Annotated in this window: 15 protein-coding genes and 1 pseudogene; 5 read left to right on the forward strand and 11 right to left on the reverse strand. The window is 71.7% G+C overall.

The genetic code is table 11. The features are described 5' to 3' along the window. Window positions 1-65: 65 nt before the first annotated feature. From hflX to miaA, 6 genes are all read right to left on the reverse strand, one after another. Window positions 66-1,559, reverse strand: coding sequence for a GTPase HflX (gene hflX / locus ACN6LD_RS34555; protein WP_319187256.1), 1,494 nt, complete (start codon window positions 1,557-1,559; stop codon window positions 66-68). A gap of 137 nt (window positions 1,560-1,696) precedes the next feature. After that, complete coding sequence (locus ACN6LD_RS34560; protein WP_445045227.1) at window positions 1,697-3,208, reverse strand: M1 family metallopeptidase; 1,512 nt, start codon at window positions 3,206-3,208, stop codon at window positions 1,697-1,699. Window positions 3,209-3,297: 89 nt separating this feature from the next. Continuing rightward, window positions 3,298-5,478 carry a RelA/SpoT family protein gene (locus tag ACN6LD_RS34565; protein WP_445045228.1) on the reverse strand — a complete coding sequence of 727 codons (2,181 nt, stop codon included), beginning with the start codon at window positions 5,476-5,478 and terminating at the stop codon, window positions 3,298-3,300. A gap of 301 nt (window positions 5,479-5,779) precedes the next feature. After that, window positions 5,780-6,649, reverse strand: coding sequence for a diaminopimelate epimerase (dapF, locus tag ACN6LD_RS34570; RefSeq protein ID WP_445045229.1), 870 nt, complete (start codon window positions 6,647-6,649; stop codon window positions 5,780-5,782). 32 nt (window positions 6,650-6,681) lie between these two features. Further along, window positions 6,682-7,191: a hypothetical protein gene (locus ACN6LD_RS34575; protein WP_319187315.1), complete on the reverse strand. Its 510-nt coding sequence runs from the start codon at window positions 7,189-7,191 to the stop codon at window positions 6,682-6,684. 108 nt (window positions 7,192-7,299) lie between these two features. Beyond that, complete coding sequence (gene miaA, locus ACN6LD_RS34580; protein ID WP_445045230.1) at window positions 7,300-8,238, reverse strand: tRNA (adenosine(37)-N6)-dimethylallyltransferase MiaA; 939 nt, start codon at window positions 8,236-8,238, stop codon at window positions 7,300-7,302. Window positions 8,239-8,419: 181 nt separating this feature from the next. On the opposite strand from miaA, the gene ACN6LD_RS34585 reads away from it, so the two are divergent. Next, window positions 8,420-8,848, forward strand: coding sequence for a hypothetical protein (locus ACN6LD_RS34585; protein WP_445045231.1), 429 nt, complete (start codon window positions 8,420-8,422; stop codon window positions 8,846-8,848). 23 nt (window positions 8,849-8,871) lie between these two features. Further along, window positions 8,872-9,141 (forward strand): antitoxin, encoded by a 270-nt coding sequence (locus ACN6LD_RS34590; RefSeq protein WP_319187247.1) that lies wholly within the window; start codon window positions 8,872-8,874, stop codon window positions 9,139-9,141. Between the two features lie 97 nt (window positions 9,142-9,238). Here ACN6LD_RS34590 and ACN6LD_RS34595 read toward each other — a convergent pair whose 3' ends face one another. Continuing rightward, complete coding sequence (locus tag ACN6LD_RS34595; protein WP_319187245.1) at window positions 9,239-9,955, reverse strand: class III extradiol dioxygenase subunit B-like domain-containing protein; 717 nt, start codon at window positions 9,953-9,955, stop codon at window positions 9,239-9,241. Between the two features lie 134 nt (window positions 9,956-10,089). Beyond that, the gene (miaB, locus tag ACN6LD_RS34600; RefSeq protein ID WP_445045232.1) at window positions 10,090-11,622 is read right to left on the reverse strand and encodes a tRNA (N6-isopentenyl adenosine(37)-C2)-methylthiotransferase MiaB; all 1,533 of its coding nucleotides are present in this window, start codon (window positions 11,620-11,622) and stop codon (window positions 10,090-10,092) included. A 76-nt stretch (window positions 11,623-11,698) separates the two neighbouring features. Here miaB and ACN6LD_RS34605 point away from each other — a divergent pair. Further along, window positions 11,699-12,001 (forward strand): annotated as a pseudogene (locus ACN6LD_RS34605) (cation:proton antiporter); the annotation flags it as partial. 149 nt (window positions 12,002-12,150) lie between these two features. Here ACN6LD_RS34605 and ACN6LD_RS34610 read toward each other — a convergent pair. After that, complete coding sequence (locus ACN6LD_RS34610) at window positions 12,151-12,555, reverse strand: pyrophosphohydrolase domain-containing protein (protein WP_319196433.1); 405 nt, start codon at window positions 12,553-12,555, stop codon at window positions 12,151-12,153. Window positions 12,556-12,829: 274 nt separating this feature from the next. On the opposite strand from ACN6LD_RS34610, the gene ACN6LD_RS34615 reads away from it, so the two are divergent. Further along, a complete protein-coding gene (locus tag ACN6LD_RS34615) occupies window positions 12,830-13,828 on the forward strand; it encodes a TAXI family TRAP transporter solute-binding subunit (protein ID WP_319196435.1) in 999 nt (332 codons plus the stop codon). 10 nt (window positions 13,829-13,838) lie between these two features. Here the strand turns inward: ACN6LD_RS34615 and ACN6LD_RS34620 are convergent, their stop codons facing one another. Continuing rightward, window positions 13,839-15,248, reverse strand: a complete 1,410-nt coding sequence (locus ACN6LD_RS34620) for a sensor histidine kinase (protein WP_445045233.1) — start codon at window positions 15,246-15,248, stop codon at window positions 13,839-13,841. A gap of 12 nt (window positions 15,249-15,260) precedes the next feature. Next, the gene (locus tag ACN6LD_RS34625; protein ID WP_319196439.1) at window positions 15,261-15,953 is read right to left on the reverse strand and encodes a response regulator transcription factor; all 693 of its coding nucleotides are present in this window, start codon (window positions 15,951-15,953) and stop codon (window positions 15,261-15,263) included. Window positions 15,954-16,268: 315 nt separating this feature from the next. Here ACN6LD_RS34625 and ACN6LD_RS34630 point away from each other — a divergent pair, with 315 nt between their 5' ends. Next, a complete protein-coding gene (locus ACN6LD_RS34630; protein ID WP_445045234.1) occupies window positions 16,269-17,045 on the forward strand; it encodes an amino acid ABC transporter ATP-binding protein in 777 nt (258 codons plus the stop codon). Window positions 17,046-17,097: the final 52 nt, after the last annotated feature.

The following is a 17,097-nucleotide window of genomic DNA, read 5'->3' on the forward strand; positions in this document are numbered from 1 at the left end:
CCGCCCCCCGCTTGCTGCGGGGGGCGGGCCTTCACGCGTTCAGCGGTTCAGGACGACGGCTCGGCTCAGGTGGCCGGCGCCGGCACGTACGGCGCGAGTTCCGCCGCCAGCTCCTCGTGGACCCGTGCCTTGAGCAGGGTGCCCTCCGCCGTGTGCTCCGCGGAGATCACCTCGCCCTCGTCGTGGGCACGGGCGACCAGCTTGCCGTGGGTGTACGGCACGAGCGCCTCGATCTCGACGGACGGCCTCGGCAGCTCGTCGTCGATCAGCGCGAGCAGCTCTTCGATGCCCTGGCCGGTGCGTGCGGAGACAGCGATGGAGCGCTTCTCGATCCGCATGAGCCGCTGCAGCGTCAGCGGGTCGGCCGCGTCCGCCTTGTTGATGACGACGATCTCGGGCACGCCGGTCGCGCCGACGTCCCTGACCACCTCGCGTACGGCGGCCAGCTGCTCCTCCGGGGCGGGGTGCGAGCCGTCCACCACGTGCAGGATCAGGTCGGACTCGCCGACCTCCTCCATGGTGGAGCGGAACGCCTCGACCAGGTGGTGCGGCAGGTGCCGGACGAAACCGACCGTGTCCGCCAGGGTGTACAGGCGGCCGCTGGGCGTCTCTGCCCGGCGCACCGTCGGGTCCAGGGTCGCGAACAGGGCGTTCTCGACCAGGACCCCCGCGCCCGTGAGACGGTTGAGCAGGGAGGACTTGCCCGCGTTGGTGTAGCCCGCGATGGCGACGGACGGCACCTTGTGGCGTTTGCGCTCCTGGCGCTTGATCTCGCGGCCGGTCTTCATCTCCGCGATCTCCCGGCGCATCTTCGCCATCTTCTCGCGGATCCGCCGCCGGTCCGTCTCGATCTTGGTCTCACCGGGACCGCGGGTGGCGAGGCCGCCGCCCTTGCCGCCGCCCATCTGACGGGACAGCGACTGACCCCAGCCGCGCAGCCTCGGCAGCATGTACTGCATCTGCGCGAGCGCGACCTGCGCCTTGCCCTCCCGGGACTTGGCGTGCTGGGCGAAGATGTCGAGGATCAGGGCCGTACGGTCGATGACCTTGACCTTGACGACGTCCTCGAGGTGGATGAGCTGGCCCGGGCTGAGCTCACCGTCGCAGATGACGGTGTCGGCGCCCGTCTCGAGGACGATGTCGCGCAGCTCGTTCGCCTTGCCTGAGCCGATGTAGGTGGCCGCGTCGGGCTTGTCGCGGCGCTGGACGACGCCGTCGAGCACGAGAGCGCCCGCGGTCTCCGCCAGGGCGGCCAGCTCCGCGAGGGAGTTGTCCGCGTCCTGCGCGGTCCCCGTGGTCCAGACGCCCACGAGCACGACCCGCTCCAGGCGGAGCTGGCGGTACTCGACCTCGGTGACGTCCTCGAGCTCGGTGGAGAGGCCCGCCACACGGCGCAGGGCCGCGCGCTCGGAGCGGTCGAACTGTTCGCCGTCCCGGTCTCCGTCGATCTCGTGACTCCAGGCGACGTCCTCTTCCATCAGGGCATCGGCCCGAAGACCTTCGGGGTAGGCGTGCGCCATGCGCTGGGTGTCCTGGGAAAAGGAAGAAGAGGAGGTCATTGGGTCCTTACGTCGTGGGAGATGCCGAGTCGCCGGTCTACATGCTGCTCAACGTCCGAGCGGGCCGGGAGATTCCCGCATCCCGTGCCGCGGCGACCCGACGATGGTCGCACGGCACGGCCCGTCTCGTCACGGCCTTATTTCGCGGCGGGCGGGGCCTGCGGGGCGGGCTTCGGAGCTTTCCCGGCGGGGCTCTTCGTGACCGGGACCGTCGCCTTCCAGTCCGGGTGGCCCGGCATCGGCGGGGTCTTCTCGCCGTACAGCCACTCCCTGAAGAACGGGGTCAGGTCGCGTCCGGAGACGTTCTCGGCCAGGCGGGCGAAGTCGGCCGTGCTCGCCGTCGAGTCCCGGTGGTTGTGCGTCCAGGCGCGCTCCAGCCGCGCGAAGGCGGCCCGGCCGATCTCCTGGCGCAGCGCGTACAGGACGAGCGCGGCGCCGTCGTACACGTTGGGCCGGAAGATGCTGATCTTCTGGCCGGCCTTCGGCGCCTTGGGCAGGGCGGGCGGTCCTCCCGCGGCGCGCCAGCGGTCGGAGGCGCCGTAGGCCGCCTTCATGCGCGCCTCCAGGGTGCGGCCCGACTTCTCCTCCGCGTACAGCGCCTCGTACCAGGTGGCATGGCCCTCGTTCAGCCACAGGTCGGACCAGGTACGCGGTGAGACGCTGTCGCCGAACCACTGGTGGGCCAGCTCGTGGACCATGATCGACTCGACGTACCACTTGGGGTAGGCGGGCTGGGTGAAGAGGTCCTTCTCGAAGAGGGACAGGGTCTGCGTCTCGAGTTCGAACCCGGTGGAGGCGTCGGCCATGAGCAGCCCGTAGGTCTCGAAGGGGTAGGGGCCGACCTTGCGTTCCAGCCAGGCGATCTGTTCGGGGGTCTTCTTCAGCCAGGGTTCGAGGAGGGCGCGGTCCTTGGTGGGCACGACGTCCCGCAGCGGCAGCGCGTGCGGCCCCTCGCGGTGCACGACGGTGGAGCGGCCCACGGACACCTGGGCGAGCTCGGTGGCCATGGGGTGTTGGGTGCGGTACGTCCAGGTGGTCGTCCCGCCGGACTTCTCCACTCCGACGGGCAGCCCGCCCGCGACGGCCGTGTAGGCGTCCGGCGCGGTGACCCGGATGGTGAACATCGCCTTGTCGGAGGGGTGGTCGTTGCACGGGAAGACGAGGTGGGCGGCGTCCGCCTGGTTGGCCATGGCGAGGCCGTCCGCGGTCCTGACCCAGCCGCCGTCGCGGTCGCCGCTCATCACGGGGTCGCTGGTGTGCCGCACGGTGATGCGCATCCAGCTTCCCGGGACGAGCGTGTCCCGCGGAGTGATCACCAGGTCGTCGTCCACGCCGGTGAAGGCGGCCGGCCTGCCGTCCACCTCGACCGATTCGACCTTGCCGTGCGCGAAGTCGAGGTTGATCCGGTCCAGGGCTGCGGTGGTCCAGGCGTTGATGACGGTGACGGCCTGGAGCGGCTTGTCATTGGCGCCGGAGTAGGTGAAGGACAGGTCGTACGACGCGACGTCGTAGCCGGGGTTGCCCAGGTTCGGGAAGAGGCGGTCGCCGACGCCGAGCGGGGCCGCCGGCGCGCTCGCGGCGACGAGGCAGACGGAGACGGCCGAGGCGAGCAGCGCGGACTTCAGCCGGGCGCGGGGGGTGAGCAGCATGCACCACCGCTACCAGCGGGCGGGGGCGCCGCGTGGGCGACGCGCGCCCGGCCCACTCGAACGGGTGGTTCACGCGCGCGTGGGCAGACCTACCTCGTCCCGGAGGGGGCCGCCGCGTGGTGCTGCGCGCGCCCCACGTCGTACACGCCGGGCACGTTGCGCATGGCCCGCAGCAGGTCGGGCAGGTGGGCCGCGTCGGGCAGTTGGACGGTGTAGGTGTGGCGGACCCGCTGCTGGCTCGGCGGTTCGACGGTGGCGGAGACGATCTCGGCGCCCTCGAGTGCCATGGCCTCGGTGAGGTCGGCGAGCAGGTGGGGGCGTCCGAACGACTCGGCGACCAGGGTGACCCGGCATCCGGTGGTGTCGCCCCAGCGCACGGCGACCTCCTCGCGCCCCGCGTCCGCCATGCGCCCCACGGCGGCGCACTCGACGCGGTGCACGGTCACCACTCCCCCGCGCACCGCGAAGCCGGTGACCTCGTCGAACGGCACGGGCGTGCAGCACCCGGCGAGCCGGACGTTCGCGTCGGGCCGGTCGACGACGGTGATCGCGGCTCCGGGACTCGGGGCGGAGGGGTCCGCCGGAGCGGCGTCGGCCGCGGACCGGACCGGCTGTGCGGTCTCGGCGGCGGGGCCGGCGGCGGGTTCGGCGGCGTCGTCCTCGGCGGGCGCCGGGTGCGTCGTCAGCCAGCGCTGGATGGCGATCCGGGCGGTAGGGGTGTGGGCGTGGTCCAGCCACTCCCGGGAGGGCTCCGAGGCCGGGTCCTGGCCCATCAGGAGCTGGACGGTGTCGCCGTCCCGCAGGACGGTGCTGAGGGTCGCCAGACGGCCGTTCACCCGGGCGCCGATGCAGGCGTGGGCGTCTTCGCCGTACTGCGCGTAGGCGGCGTCCACGCAGGTGGCCCCCTCCGGCAGGCCGAGGGCGCCGCCGTCGGGCCGGTAGACGGTGATCTCACGGTCCTGGGCGAGATCCTCACGCAGGGTCGACCAGAAGGTGTCGGGATCGGGCGCCGCCTCCTGCCAGTCCAGGAGGCGGGAGAGCCAGCCGGGACGGGTGGGGTCGACGCGCTCCTCGTCCGCGGGGGCGCCCGGGCCGGTGTGCTCCTCCGCGGAGGCCGTGTAGGGGTTGCCGAGCGCGATGACGCCGGCCTCGGCGACCTTGTGCATCTGGTGCGTGCGGATGAGGACTTCCGCGACCTGGCCGTCCTCGCGGGCCACGGCGGTGTGCAGCGACTGGTACAGGTTGAACTTGGGAACCGCGATGAAGTCCTTGAACTCCGAGACGACCGGCGTCATACAGGTGTGCAGTTCGCCCAGCACGGCGTAGCAGTCGGCGTCCTCGTTCACCAGCACCAGCAGTCGGCCGAAGTCACAGCCCCGCAGCCGGCCGCGTTTGCGGGAGACCCGGTGGACGGAGACGAAGTGCCGCGGCCGGATGAGGACTTCGGCCTGGATGCCCGCCTCGCGCAGCACCGTGCGCATCACGTCGGAGAACTCGGCGAGAGGGTCGGTCTCCTGCGCCTCGTTGCCGGCGATCAGCTCGCGGGTGTGCGCGTACTCCTCGGGGTGCAGGATCGCGAAGACGAGGTCCTCCAGCTCCGTCTTGAGTGCCTGGACACCCAGGCGTTCGGCGAGCGGGATGAGGACGTCGCGGGTCACCTTGGCGATGCGCTCCTGCTTCTCGGGGCGCATCACGCCGAGGGTGCGCATGTTGTGCAGCCGGTCGGCGAGTTTGATCGACATCACGCGGACGTCGTCGCCGGTGGCGACGAGCATCTTGCGGAACGTCTCGGGTTCGGCGGCGGCGCCGTAGTCGACCTTCTCCAACTTGGTGACGCCGTCGACGAGATAGCGCACCTCGGCGCCGAACTCCTCGCCGACCTGATCGAGCGTCACATCGGTGTCCTCGACGGTGTCGTGGAGCAGAGAGGCCGTCAAGGCAGTGGTCTCCGCACCGAGTTCGGCGAGGATCAGGGTCACCGCGAGGGGGTGGGTGATGTAGGGCTCGCCGCTCTTGCGCATCTGGCCGCGGTGCGAGGACTCGGCGAGCACATAGGCGCGGCGCAGGGGTTCGAGGTCGGCGTCGGGGTGGTGCGCGCGATGGGCCTCGACGACATGGCTGATCGCGTCGGGCAGCCGGCCGCGGGAGGCGGGGCCGAGCAGCGCGGCCCGGCCCAGACGGCGCAGGTCGATCCGGGGAAGGCTGCGCCTGCGGGGCGTGGCCGGGGTTACCGGGCCTGGGGTCGCAGGGTTCGTGGCCTCCGCACTCATGGGCACCTCCGGCTGCGTGGACCGGCGGACGGGGTGTCCCAGGGCGGACACGGCTCAGGGGACTGGTTGAACGGTCCCCCGTCCGGGCCGGTGCTTGATGCTACCGAGCCCATCACGTGCGACTGACCGCCTCTCGCCGAGCGTGAAACGGATCACCCATTCGAGCGACGCATCCCAGGTTTACGGTTTCGAGCCACCAGGGCTGGATCCGATGGCGCATTCGCACCCCTCGATCGGGGCAGAGAGGTTCCATTGAGTCCTCCTGGGCGCACCTCGCCTCCGATACGAAGCCTCGGCGGCGTCAGTGAACGACTGATTCCAGCCATTCGGAATCGATCTCCCCTGTGGCGACGATCACGGCCGGCCCGGTCATCTCGATCTCGCCGTCGGGTCGCTCGGTGATCACCAGGCGTCCGCCCGGAAGGTCGACCGTGTAGGTGACGGGAGTTCCGGTGGCCGCCGGGTCGGCGCCGTCCCTGCGCGCGGCGGCCACGGCGACGGCGCACGCGCCCGTGCCGCACGAGCGGGTCTCGCCTGAGCCGCGCTCGTGCACGCGCAGAGCGACGTGCCGCGGGCCGCGGTCCACGACGAACTCGACGTTGACCCCGTCCGGGTAGGCGGCCGCGGGGCTGAAGGGCGGCGGGGAGAGCAGGGCCCCCGCGTGTGCGAGGTCGTCCACGAAGGCGACGGCGTGCGGGTTGCCCATGTTCACGTTGCGCGCGGGCCAGCTGCGCTCACCGACGCTCACCGTGACGTCGCCCTCGGGGAGGCGGGCCCTGCCCATGCCGACCGTGACGTCGCCGTCCTTGGCCAGGTGGACGCGCTTCACGCCCCCGCGCGTGGCGACCGCGAGATCGCCGTCGGTCACGAGTCCGGCGTGCTGGAGGTAGCGCGCGAACACGCGGACGCCGTTGCCGCACATCTCGGCGACGGAGCCGTCGCCGTTGCGGTAGTCCATGAACCACTCCGCCTCGGCGGCCATGTGCACGGCCTCCGGGTGCGCCGCGGACCGCACGACGTGCAGCACCCCGTCGCCCCCGATGCCCGCACGTCGGTCGCACAGGGCGGCGACGTGGGCCGGGGAGAGGTCTACGGCGTTCTCGGGGTCCGGGACGATCACGAAGTCGTTCTCGGTCCCGTGCCCCTTGAGGAAGGCGATCCGGGTGCTCATTCCTCGATCGTACGGCGTGGCGCGCGGCAGGATCAGCGCAGCCTGGCGACCCGCCACACGGCGAGCGCCACGACCGCCGCGACCATCACGACGTAGGAGAGGGCGACCCGCCAGTCGGGTCTGCGCCCGGAACCGCGCGGGGGGAGCCCCGGCCACGTGTAACCGACCCGGCGGGCGGCCGTCATGCCCCATCCGGCCGCACAGAAGCAGATCAGCAGCCCGAGCATGGCGATCATGGCGCCGCTGTCGCCGAAGTCGAAGGCGAGCGGGAAGGCGAACATCAGGGAGCCGATGGCGGCCAGGGCCACGATGGGCGCGAGCTGCCAGATCCGCAGCCGTCGCTGCGGACGCAGCTCGACCTCGACCTCGGGACCGCTCGCGAACATCTCCTCGGGCTCGGGACCGTCGTCGGTCACGCCGCCCTGGGTGTCGTCGTCGTCCGGCCCGTCCGGGCTCAGACGGCCTTCCTCCGGCTCCGGTTCACCATCGCCGGTGGCGAGGTGTTCGGTGCCGTGTGCGGTGTCGCGAGGGCCGGCCTCCATCGCCACGCGCCCTCCCAACTCGGACTCCACTTGGTCGATCGAAGCTCGATGATGGCACGGCGCAGGAGGCCTGGATGACGGCCTGGGCGTCCCGATGCAATGACGTGATCAGGCTGTGACCGGTCGCTCCACGAACGCCAGTGCGGACTCCGGAAGTTCTGCGAGATCAGCCGCAGCCCCACTCAACCAGTGCACCCGCGGATCGCGCCTGAACCACGAATCCTGACGGCGTGCGAAGCGCTTCGTGGCACGCACGGTCTCCGCGCGCGCCTCGTCCTGCGTGCACTCGCCGCTCAGCGCCGTGAGGACCTGCTGATAGCCGAGCGCGCGTGAGGCCGTGCGGCCCTCGCGCAGGCCCTGGGCCTCCAGCGCACGGACCTCCTCCACGAGTCCCGCGTCCCACATCCGGTCGACGCGGCGGGCGATGCGCTCGTCGAGTTCCGGGCGCGCCACGTCCACGCCGATCTGGACGGTGTCGTAGACCGAGTCGTGTCCGGGCAGGTTGGCGGTGAAGGGCTTCCCGGTGATCTCGATCACCTCGAGCGCCCGGACGATACGGCGGCCGTTGCCGGGGAGGATCGCCTGTGCGGCCTCCGGGTCGGCCGCGGCCAGCCGGGCGTGCAGGGCTCCCGAACCGCGCAGCGTGAGTTCCTCCTCCAGCCTGGCGCGGACCTCGGGGTCGGTGCCGGGGAACTCCAGGTTGTCGACGGCGCCGCGGACGTACAGGCCGGAGCCGCCGACCAGGATCGGCCACCTGCCCTCGGCGAGCAGGGCGTCGATGCGCTCCCGCGCCAGCCGCTGGTACTCGGCGACGGAGGCGGTGACCGTGACGTCCCAGACGTCCAGGAGGTGGTGCGGGACGCCGCCGCGCTCCTCGGCCGTCAGTTTGGCGGTGCCGATGTCCATCCCTCGGTAGAGCTGCATGGAGTCGGCGTTGACGACCTCGCCGCCGAGCCGCTGGGCCAGGAAGACGCCCAGATCGGACTTTCCGGCCGCGGTCGGTCCGACGACGGCGATGACGCGGGGGGCGGGGGGTGCGCTGCTCACGGCACCAGTCTCGCAAACCTCCACGCCCACCCTCGAACGAGTTACGTGACGGGACCGGTGCGGTGTCGTTCCCCGTTGCGGGATTCCCGTCGCCCTGGCGGGAGCGGCGGCCTCCGGTCGCGCGAACGGACGCACCGGCCGACGCGGGATTTCGCCCGCACGAGTACCGTATGGAGTGGATATGAGCTTTTTGGAACGACTTTTCGGAAGGTCGAAGGCCTCGGAGGAGGCGGCGACAGAGGAAGCCGCAACGGAAGAGGCGACACCGGCGACGATCGTCGACGAGGCGCAGCGGCCGGGCCACGTCTCCCCGGCACAGGAGCCTGCCGGGAGCGAGGCCGAGGAGACGGCCGGCGGCTGCGAAACCAGGACGCAGGACGGGTCGACGGCCGAGTCGAAGACCGATTCTGCGGCGGAGTCGAAGGCCGATTCGACGGCCGTGTCGAAGACCGGGCCGGAGCCGGAGCCGGAGAGCAAGACGGTGCCGGAGAACGAGACGGCGCCGGAGAACGAGACGGAGGCGGCCGCCGGCGAAGGCGTCGGAATCCCCCGGCAGCAGTCCGCCGAGGAGGCCGCCGACAGCGCGGCGGACGACGGCGCCCGCACGTGAGGAACCCGCGAGGAAGGTGACCCATGGGTCTTTTGGACAGTTTGAAGGCCAAGCTCACCCCGGCCAGAGGCAAGGTCTCGGACCTCGCGCTCCAGCACGGGGACAAGATCCAGCACGGCATCGACAAGGCCGCGCACGTCGTCGACGAGAAGACCAAGGGCAAGTACAGCGACAGGATCCACACGGGCACCGGCAAGGCCAAGGGCGCCATGGACCGGCTCGCGCACAAGGACGGCTCCGCAGGGGGCGGCGACACCTTCACGCCGCCGAACACGCCCCCGCCGGCCTCCTGAGCAGTACCCGCGCCGACCCGGCGAACGGCGGACGGCCGCGTGGCGCACCCGCTCGCGGCCGTCCGCCGTCCGGTGCCCGGACGCCGTGGACGCGCGGCTAGGACCAGGTCGCGACGAAGTACCCCACGCCGTACGGCGCGTCGTCGTACAGCAGGGCGCCGGCCGGCTCCATGCCCTCGGCGGCGCCCGCCAGCACCTGCCAGGGCGCCCGCCCCGCCGCCTTGAGCTCGTGCGCCAGCTCGGCGTCCAGCGCCTCGAGTGCGTCGACGTCCGCCGTGCCGAGCGCCCGGGCGACCGCCGCGTCGAACGGCGCAGCGCGCTCGTCGAGGTAGCCCGGGGCCTTCAGCGTCCGGCACGCGCTTCCGTCGCCCATCACCAGGAGCGCGACCCGCCCCGCCGCGCCGCCGATCTGCCGGCCGGCCTCGGCGCACCGCTCGGCCGAGAGCGACTCGCCCACGCCCAGACCCTCCACGGGGGCGCCCGACCAGCCGGCCCGCTCGAGCAGCCAGGCCGCCACGGCGAGGGACGGGGGCAGCTCCCGTCCGGCGGGCGTGTCCGCGCCGCCGCTGCCCAGCCGGACGGCGAGATCGACTCCGAAGCCCCGGAACGAACCCCGGGCGCCCTGGGAGTGCGGGCCGCGTCCCGACTGCTCGGCAGGCCCCACGACCACGAGCCGGTCCGCGCGGGCGGCCGCCAGCACGGCCAGCGCGTCGGAGCAGGCGGTGCGCACGGGGTCCAGCTCGGGCGCGGCGCCCGCGGCGACCGCGGGCACGAGAAGCGGCGGGCAGGGGCAGACTGCGGCAGCGACAAGCATGATCGGCAGGGTAACCCCGCGGGACGGCCCTGCGCCGGTCCTCGATCAGCCCGTCCGCGAGGTCGACCAGGTGGACGACGGCGCGCACGGGAACGCCGGCTCGCGCTCGCCGCCGCCGGGTCCGGATCGGGCCGTCAGTCGCAGCCGCAGCCGGACGTCGCCGCAGCCGCCGGCACCGGCTCCGGGGCCCCGACCCTCGGCAGACCCAGCATCACGCCCGCCGGCTTCGCAGCCTTCTCGGCGGTGCGCTTCTCCCAGGCGTCTCCCGCGCGCGTGCGGCGCACGCCGAGGACGGCGCCCTCGGCGAGGAGGTGGTGCGGGGCGGCGTAGGTGACCTCCACGGTCACGACGTCGCCGGGGCGGACCTCCTGCTCCGGCTTGGTGAAGTGCACCAGACGGTTGTCGGGGGCGCGGCCGGAGAGGCGGTGGGTGGCGCCGTCCTTACGGCCCTCGCCCTCGGCGACCATCAGCTCCAGGGTGCGGCCGACCTGCTTCTTGTTCTCCTCCCAGGAGATCTCCTCCTGGAGGGCCACGAGACGCTCGTAGCGCGCCTGCACGACCTCCTTGGGGATCTGGTCCTCCATCGTCGCGGCCGGCGTGCCGGGGCGCTTGGAGTACTGGAAGGTGAACGCCTGCGCGAACCGCGCCTCGCTCACCGCGTGCAGCGTCTGCTCGAAGTCCTCCTCGGTCTCGCCGGGGAAGCCCACGATGATGTCGGTGGTGATCGCGGCGTGCGGGATGGCGGCGCGTACCTTCTCGATGATCCCGAGGTAGCGCTCCTGCCGGTAGGAGCGGCGCATCGCCTTCAGGACCGTGTCAGAGCCGGACTGCAGCGGCATGTGCAGCTGCGGCATCACGTTGGGCGTCTCGGCCATGGCGGCGATGACGTCGTCGGTGAAGTCGCGCGGGTGCGGGGAGGTGAAGCGGACGCGCTCCAGGCCCTCGATCGCGCCGCACGCGCGCAGCAGCTTGCTGAAAGCCTCGCGGTCGCCGATGTCGGAGCCGTAGGCGTTGACGTTCTGGCCGAGCAGGGTGATCTCGCTGACGCCCTCGCCGACCAGCGCCTCGATCTCGGCGAGGATGTCGCCGGTGCGCCGGTCCTTCTCCTTGCCGCGCAGCGCCGGGACGATGCAGAAGGTGCAGGTGTTGTTGCAGCCGACGGAGATGGACACCCAGGCCGCGTAGGCGCTCTCGCGCCGCGTGGGCAGCGTGGAGGGGAAGGCCTCGAGCGACTCGGCGATCTCGACCTGCGCCTCTTCCTGCACGCGCGCGCGTTCCAGCAGCACCGGGAGCTTGCCGATGTTGTGCGTGCCGAAGACGACGTCCACCCAGGGCGCCTTCTTGACGATGGTGTCGCGGTCCTTCTGCGCCAGGCAGCCGCCGACCGCGATCTGCATCCCGGGCCGGCTCGCCTTGCGCGGCGCGAGCCGGCCGAGGTTTCCGTAGAGCCGGTTGTCGGCGTTCTCACGCACCGCGCACGTGTTGAAGACGACGACGTCCGCGTCGCCGTCCGACCCCTCGGGGGCGCGCACGTAACCGGCCTCTTCGAGCAGTCCGGACAACCGCTCGGAGTCATGGACGTTCATCTGGCACCCGTAAGTGCGGATTTCGTAGCTTTTGGGTGCGGGCGCGTCCACGGCGAGGCTCCGGTCACTGCTGCTGGTCATGCGTCAAGGGTAGGCGGTCCCGGAGAACGCCCGTCGCCCCGTGACGTGCCGGACGGTCGGCGACTCCTCAAGGGTCGGGTACAGGGCGGCCCGGCGCGCCGGGAGCTCGGTCAAGGGACGGTGGCGGGCGGGCGGTGCGCTGGTGGCGCGCGGGGAGTTCTCGATCGTCATCGCCGGTCTCGCGGTGACGGCGCGAATCGAGCCGTCGCTCGGCCCGCTCGCGACGGCGTACGTCCTGATCCTGGTCATCGTCGGCCCCCTCACCGCCCGCTGCACGGAGCCCCTGGCGACCCGCTGGTCCGGGCGCGGACGATCCGGCGCGGACAGCGCGCCGACGCACCTGCCCGAGCCGCGCCGGCAGACCCGGGTGGGTGACTGAGGAGGGGAGGCGGAAGGCGCGAAGACGGGGAGGCGAGGAGACGGCGAGCCGGGGGGACGGGTACGACCCCCGCACAGGGCCGACCCGCTACCGGCTCAAGGCCCGACCCTCCACCCGGCCCTCCCCGCCCTCCCCGGCCCCTGGCAGCCTCATGCTCCGCCGTCGGTCCACCCCTGGCGGCGCAGGACCGCGGACACGTCCGGGGCCTCGTAGTGCTCGCCCTTGAGGACCTTGCCGTCGGCTCGGCGGGCGATCCGGCCGTCGGGGCCCAGTTTGGTCATGTTGGACCGGTGGACCTCGGCGAGCACCGCGTCGAGGTCGATCCCGTGCACCAGGGCCGTGCCATAGGCGACGTAGACGACGTCGGCCAGCTCGTGCGCCAGCCGGTCCAGGGGGCCGCTGACGGCCACCTCGGCGACCTCTGCGGCCTCCTCGGCGAGCAGCTCCCCGCGGTGGGCGGCCAGCCCGGGAGACACCTGGGTGGGCGTGCTGCGGGCGTCGAGACCGAAGGCGCGGTGGAACTCACGGACCAGGTCGGCGGGCGAGGAACTCATGCCCCGACTGTATCGACGGCCACCGACACTCCCGTGCGAAATCCCTTGCGTCCCGTCCGTCCCTCACCCCGTCCGTCTCTGCATGCGCATGTCCGTCCCTCACCCCGTCGGCGCCTTCCGTGCGTCACTCCCGTCACCGACCCCCGCCCGTGCCTTCCGTCTGTCACTCTGCGCGCCACTTCCGTCGGTCACTCCCGTCGATCGCCCCGTCCGTCACCTGCCCGGTGAGCCCTGCCCTGGCCACCACCGCGTTCCGGCTGGCAGGATCGCGCTCATGTCCCCGTCGTTCTCCCGCATCGGCAGGCGCCGCGCCTTGCAGGGCACGGCCGCCGGCGTCGTCGTCCTCGGACTGCTGCTGTGGTGGCTGCTGCCACTGGGCGAGGAGCCGCCGAGCGGTTCGATCACCCTCAACACGGGCACGACGAGCGGCGTCTACTACGCGTACGGCACCCAGCTGCGCACCGCACTCGCCAAGGACATGCCCGACCTGGACGTGAACCTGTCGACCAGCAACGGGTCGCCGGAGAACGTCGCGCGCGTGGCGGCGGGCGAGGCCGACTTCGCCATCGCCGCGGCCGACGCCGTGCAGGCGTACGAGACGCAGCATCCCGGCCCCGCCGCCCGGCTGCGCGGAGTGGCCCGGCTGTACGACGACTACGTCCAGCTCGTGGTGGCCCGTGACTCGCACATCCGGTCCATCGCGGACCTGCGGGGCAGGACGGTGGCGACGGGTCTGCCCCGGTCCGGCGTACGGCTGATCGCCGAGCGGGTCCTGAAGGCGGCGGGCCTGGACCCGGCCAAGGACATCAAGGCGGTGGAGCGGGGCATCGACACCGGCCCCGAGCAGCTCAAGCAGGGGAAGATCGACGCGTTCTTCTGGTCGGGAGGGGTGCCGACGGCCGGTCTGGAGAAGCTGGCCGACGGTTTCACCTTCCGGTTCGTGCCGATCAGCCCCGAGCTCGTCGCCAAGATGCACGACCAGGACGACTCCACGGGCTACTACCGGGCGACGAACATGCCCGAGTCGGCCTACCCCACCATCCAGAACGGCTCCACCGTGGCGACGATCGCCGTGTCCAACCTGCTGATCACCCGCACCGACGTGGACCCCCGGCTCACCGAGTGGGTGACCCGTACCGTGATCAGGAGCCGTGACCGCATCGGTGCGCACGTGCACTCCGCCCAGCTGGTCGACCTGCGCACGGCCATCTACACCGACCCGCTCGCACTGCACACGGGCGCCCGGCGCTACTACCGCTCCGTCAAGCCGTAGGGGCGCGCCGCTACGACGTCGGCGACCGGGGTACCGACACGGTCGCCGTCAGTCCGCTCGGCTCGTGGTGGGCGTACGACAGTGAACCGCCGCCCGCCGCGAGCAGGGCGCGGGAGATGGACAGACCGAGGCCCGAGCCCTTCACGTTCTGGTGACGGCCGCTGCGCCAGAAGCGGTCGCCCACGCGCGTGAGCTCCTCCTCGGTCAGCCCCGGCCCGTTGTCGGTGACGACGACCGATGAGGTCCGGCCGTCGGCGGTGACCGTGACCTCGACGCTCTCGCCCTCGGGGGTGAACTTCACCGCGTTGTCGATCACCGCGTCCAGAGCGCTGGACAGCGTCACCGGGTCGGCCCACGCGGTGGTGGGCGGGCAGTCGCCCACCAGCCGGACTCCCTTGGCCTTGGCGGTGGGCGCCCAGGCCGCGACGCGCTCGGCGGCCAGCGCTCCGATGTCGGTGACCCGCAGGTCGGCTTCGGCGTGCTCGGCGAGGGCCAGGTCCAGCAGGTCGTCCAGGACCTGGGCGAGGCGTCTGCCCTCGTGCTGGACGGAGGCGATCTCCTCGTTGCCCTCCGGCAGCTCGTAGCCCAGCAGTTCGATGCGCAGCAGCAGGGCGGCCAACGGGTTGCGCAACTGGTGCGAGGCGTCGGCGACGAAGGCGCGCTGCTGCTCCAGCACGTCCTCGACGTTGTCCGCCATCTCGTTGAACGCGCCGGCCAGCCTCCTGAGTTCCGGCGGCCCGCCGGCCACCGCGACCCGCGACTTCAGACGGCCGCTCGCGATCTCGTGCGTGGTGGCGTCCAGGACGCGCACCGGCCGCAGCACCCAGCCGGTGAGCCGCAGGGCGGCGCCGATGGCCAGCAGCATCGCGGCGGCCTCGCCGGCGCCGATCACCAGCCAGCCGTGCAGGATCCGCGACCGCATCGGCCCGGTGGGCGAGTCGGTGACGACGACCGCGACGACGTCGCCGTCCCGGATGACCGGCGACGCCACGACGAGCCGGTTGCGCTGCCACGGCCACACCTGCCGGGGATCGTGGCTCCGACGGCTGAGCGAGGCCTCCTCGAACGCGTCCCGCACCTCACCCGATGCGGGGAGGTACCAGTCGCGCGGGGCATGAGCCATGGGGGTGTCGGTGCTGTAGAAGACTCCGGCACGAATGCCGTAGACGTCGTAGTAGCTGGCGAGCTCCCGGCCGAGCGTCTCGCGTCGCTCGTTCGTGGACGCCGACGTCGGGTCGTCCACGCCCGAGGAGACGGTGACGAACTGGGCGAGCGCCGCGAAGCGCGCGGTGTCGTCGATGCGGTCGACGACCACCCGCTGCTGCTCGGCGCCCGCCACGCTGATGGCCAGCGGCACCCCGAGGGCCAGCAGCACGGCCGCCATCAGGACGATGAGGAGCGGCAGCAGACGCGTACTCAACAGAGGTCCCCGCTACGCGGCCGGGGCGACGAGCCGGTAGCCGACCCCGCGCACCGTCTCGATCAGCGCGGGCATGCGGAGCTTGGCGCGCAGCGAGGCCACGTGCACCTCGAGGGTGCGCCCGGTGCCCTCCCAGCTGGTGCGCCACACCTCGCTGATGATCTGCTCCCGCCGGAAGACCACGCCGGGGCGCTGCGCGAGCAGCGCGAGCAGGTCGAACTCCTTGCGGGTCAGCTGGACGGCCGTGCCGGCCACCGTGACGCGCCGGGTGGGCAGCTCGATCTGCACGGGGCCCAGGCGCAGCGCGCTCTCGCTCTCCCCCTCGGCGGCCGCGTCCTCGTGGACGGTGCGGCGGCTCACGGCGTGGATACGGGCGAGGAGTTCCCCGGTGTCGTACGGCTTCACCACGTAGTCGTCGGCGCCCAGGTTGAGGCCGTGGATGCGGGAGCGCACGTCGGAGCGGGCGGTGACCATGATCACCGGTGTGGCGGTGCGCTTGCGGATCTTGCCGCACACCTCGTAGCCGTCCTGGTCCGGAAGACCCAGGTCGAGCAGGACGACGCCGAAGCCGGGCCCCTCCGGGACCAGCGCCTGCAGCGCTTCCTCGCCGCTGCGCGCGTGGGTGACGTCGAAACCGTGCCGCTTGAGGACCGCGGACAGGGCGGCGGCGACATGGTTGTCGTCCTCGACGAGAAGCAGTCTCATCCCGGCCTCCTCCGGTTCATCGGGCATACGGTCTGACTCGCTACAACGGGTGTTCGGTTCTCAGGCTGCGGAAAACCGCGGCACACGCGTGCGTGCATCATGGCAGTCACGCCGATGGACGAGGACGCAGTCAAGCGACTTCCGGTTGCGCACGCCTACCGTTACTCGGCCGATACGCGCGCAGGTCGCACGTGCTACAACATGTGTCCGATTGCTATCGGATCGTGATGCTCAGATTCCCCTCAGATGTAATGACGCTGGTCGGGGCAGGTCACTACTGTCCTCCGCAACCGAGGAGGACGGAGCCCCGAAGCGATGACCGAAGTATCGGTGACCAAGGAGGACGCGGTCGCGAGCGGTGACCTGGTCGTCCTGAAGAGCGTCAACAAGCACTTCGGCGCGTTGCACGTTCTCCAGGACATCGACCTGACGATCACCCGCGGGGAGGTCGTCGTGGTCATCGGCCCCTCCGGGTCGGGCAAGTCGACGCTGTGCCGCACGATCAACCGCCTGGAGACGATCGACGACGGCTCGATCACGATCGACGGAAAGCCGCTGCCCCAGGAGGGCAAGGCGCTGGCCCGGCTGCGCGCCGACGTCGGCATGGTGTTCCAGTCGTTCAACCTGTTCGCGCACAAGACCGTGCTCGAGAACGTGATGCTGGGCCAGATCAAGGTCCGCAAGGCCGACAAGACGAAGGCTGCGGTGAACGCCCGCGCCCTGCTCGACCGGGTCGGCGTGGGCACCCAGGCCGACAAGTACCCCGCGCAGCTCTCGGGCGGCCAGCAGCAGCGCGTCGCCATCGCGCGGGCGCTGGCGATGGACCCGAAGGTCATGCTCTTCGACGAGCCGACGTCGGCCCTCGACCCCGAGATGATCAACGAGGTCCTGGAGGTCATGCAGCAGCTGGCCCGGGACGGCATGACCATGATCGTCGTCACCCATGAGATGGGTTTCGCACGATCGGCTGCAAACCGCGTGGTGTTCATGGCGGACGGACGCATCGTCGAAGAGGCTGCGCCCGACCAGTTCTTCAGCAATCCGCGCAGCGACCGGGCCAAGGACTTCCTGTCGAAGATCCTGCACCACTGACCCGCATCACCGACGGAACCCGCACCGCCCGCAGTAACTTCACCACTCTTCT

It is taken from the genome of Streptomyces sp. SAS_272 (genome assembly GCF_052543235.1).

Coding starts and splice junctions, on each gene's coding strand:
- dapF (WP_445045229.1), bottom strand. CDS start 6,649: ATGAGCACCCGGATCGCCTTCCTCAAGGGGCACGGGACCGAGAACGAC.
- miaB (WP_445045232.1), bottom strand. CDS start 11,622: ATGACCAGCAGCAGTGACCGGAGCCTCGCCGTGGACGCGCCCGCACCC.
- ACN6LD_RS34590 (WP_319187247.1), top strand. CDS start 8,872: ATGGGTCTTTTGGACAGTTTGAAGGCCAAGCTCACCCCGGCCAGAGGC.
- hflX (WP_319187256.1), bottom strand. CDS start 1,559: ATGACCTCCTCTTCTTCCTTTTCCCAGGACACCCAGCGCATGGCGCAC.
- ACN6LD_RS34575 (WP_319187315.1), bottom strand. CDS start 7,191: ATGGAGGCCGGCCCTCGCGACACCGCACACGGCACCGAACACCTCGCC.
- ACN6LD_RS34560 (WP_445045227.1), bottom strand. CDS start 3,208: ATGCTGCTCACCCCCCGCGCCCGGCTGAAGTCCGCGCTGCTCGCCTCG.
- ACN6LD_RS34585 (WP_445045231.1), top strand. CDS start 8,420: ATGAGCTTTTTGGAACGACTTTTCGGAAGGTCGAAGGCCTCGGAGGAG.
- ACN6LD_RS34615 (WP_319196435.1), top strand. CDS start 12,830: ATGTCCCCGTCGTTCTCCCGCATCGGCAGGCGCCGCGCCTTGCAGGGC.
- ACN6LD_RS34610 (WP_319196433.1), bottom strand. CDS start 12,555: ATGAGTTCCTCGCCCGCCGACCTGGTCCGTGAGTTCCACCGCGCCTTC.
- ACN6LD_RS34595 (WP_319187245.1), bottom strand. CDS start 9,955: ATGCTTGTCGCTGCCGCAGTCTGCCCCTGCCCGCCGCTTCTCGTGCCC.
- ACN6LD_RS34565 (WP_445045228.1), bottom strand. CDS start 5,478: ATGAGTGCGGAGGCCACGAACCCTGCGACCCCAGGCCCGGTAACCCCG.
- ACN6LD_RS34625 (WP_319196439.1), bottom strand. CDS start 15,953: ATGAGACTGCTTCTCGTCGAGGACGACAACCATGTCGCCGCCGCCCTG.
- ACN6LD_RS34630 (WP_445045234.1), top strand. CDS start 16,269: ATGACCGAAGTATCGGTGACCAAGGAGGACGCGGTCGCGAGCGGTGAC.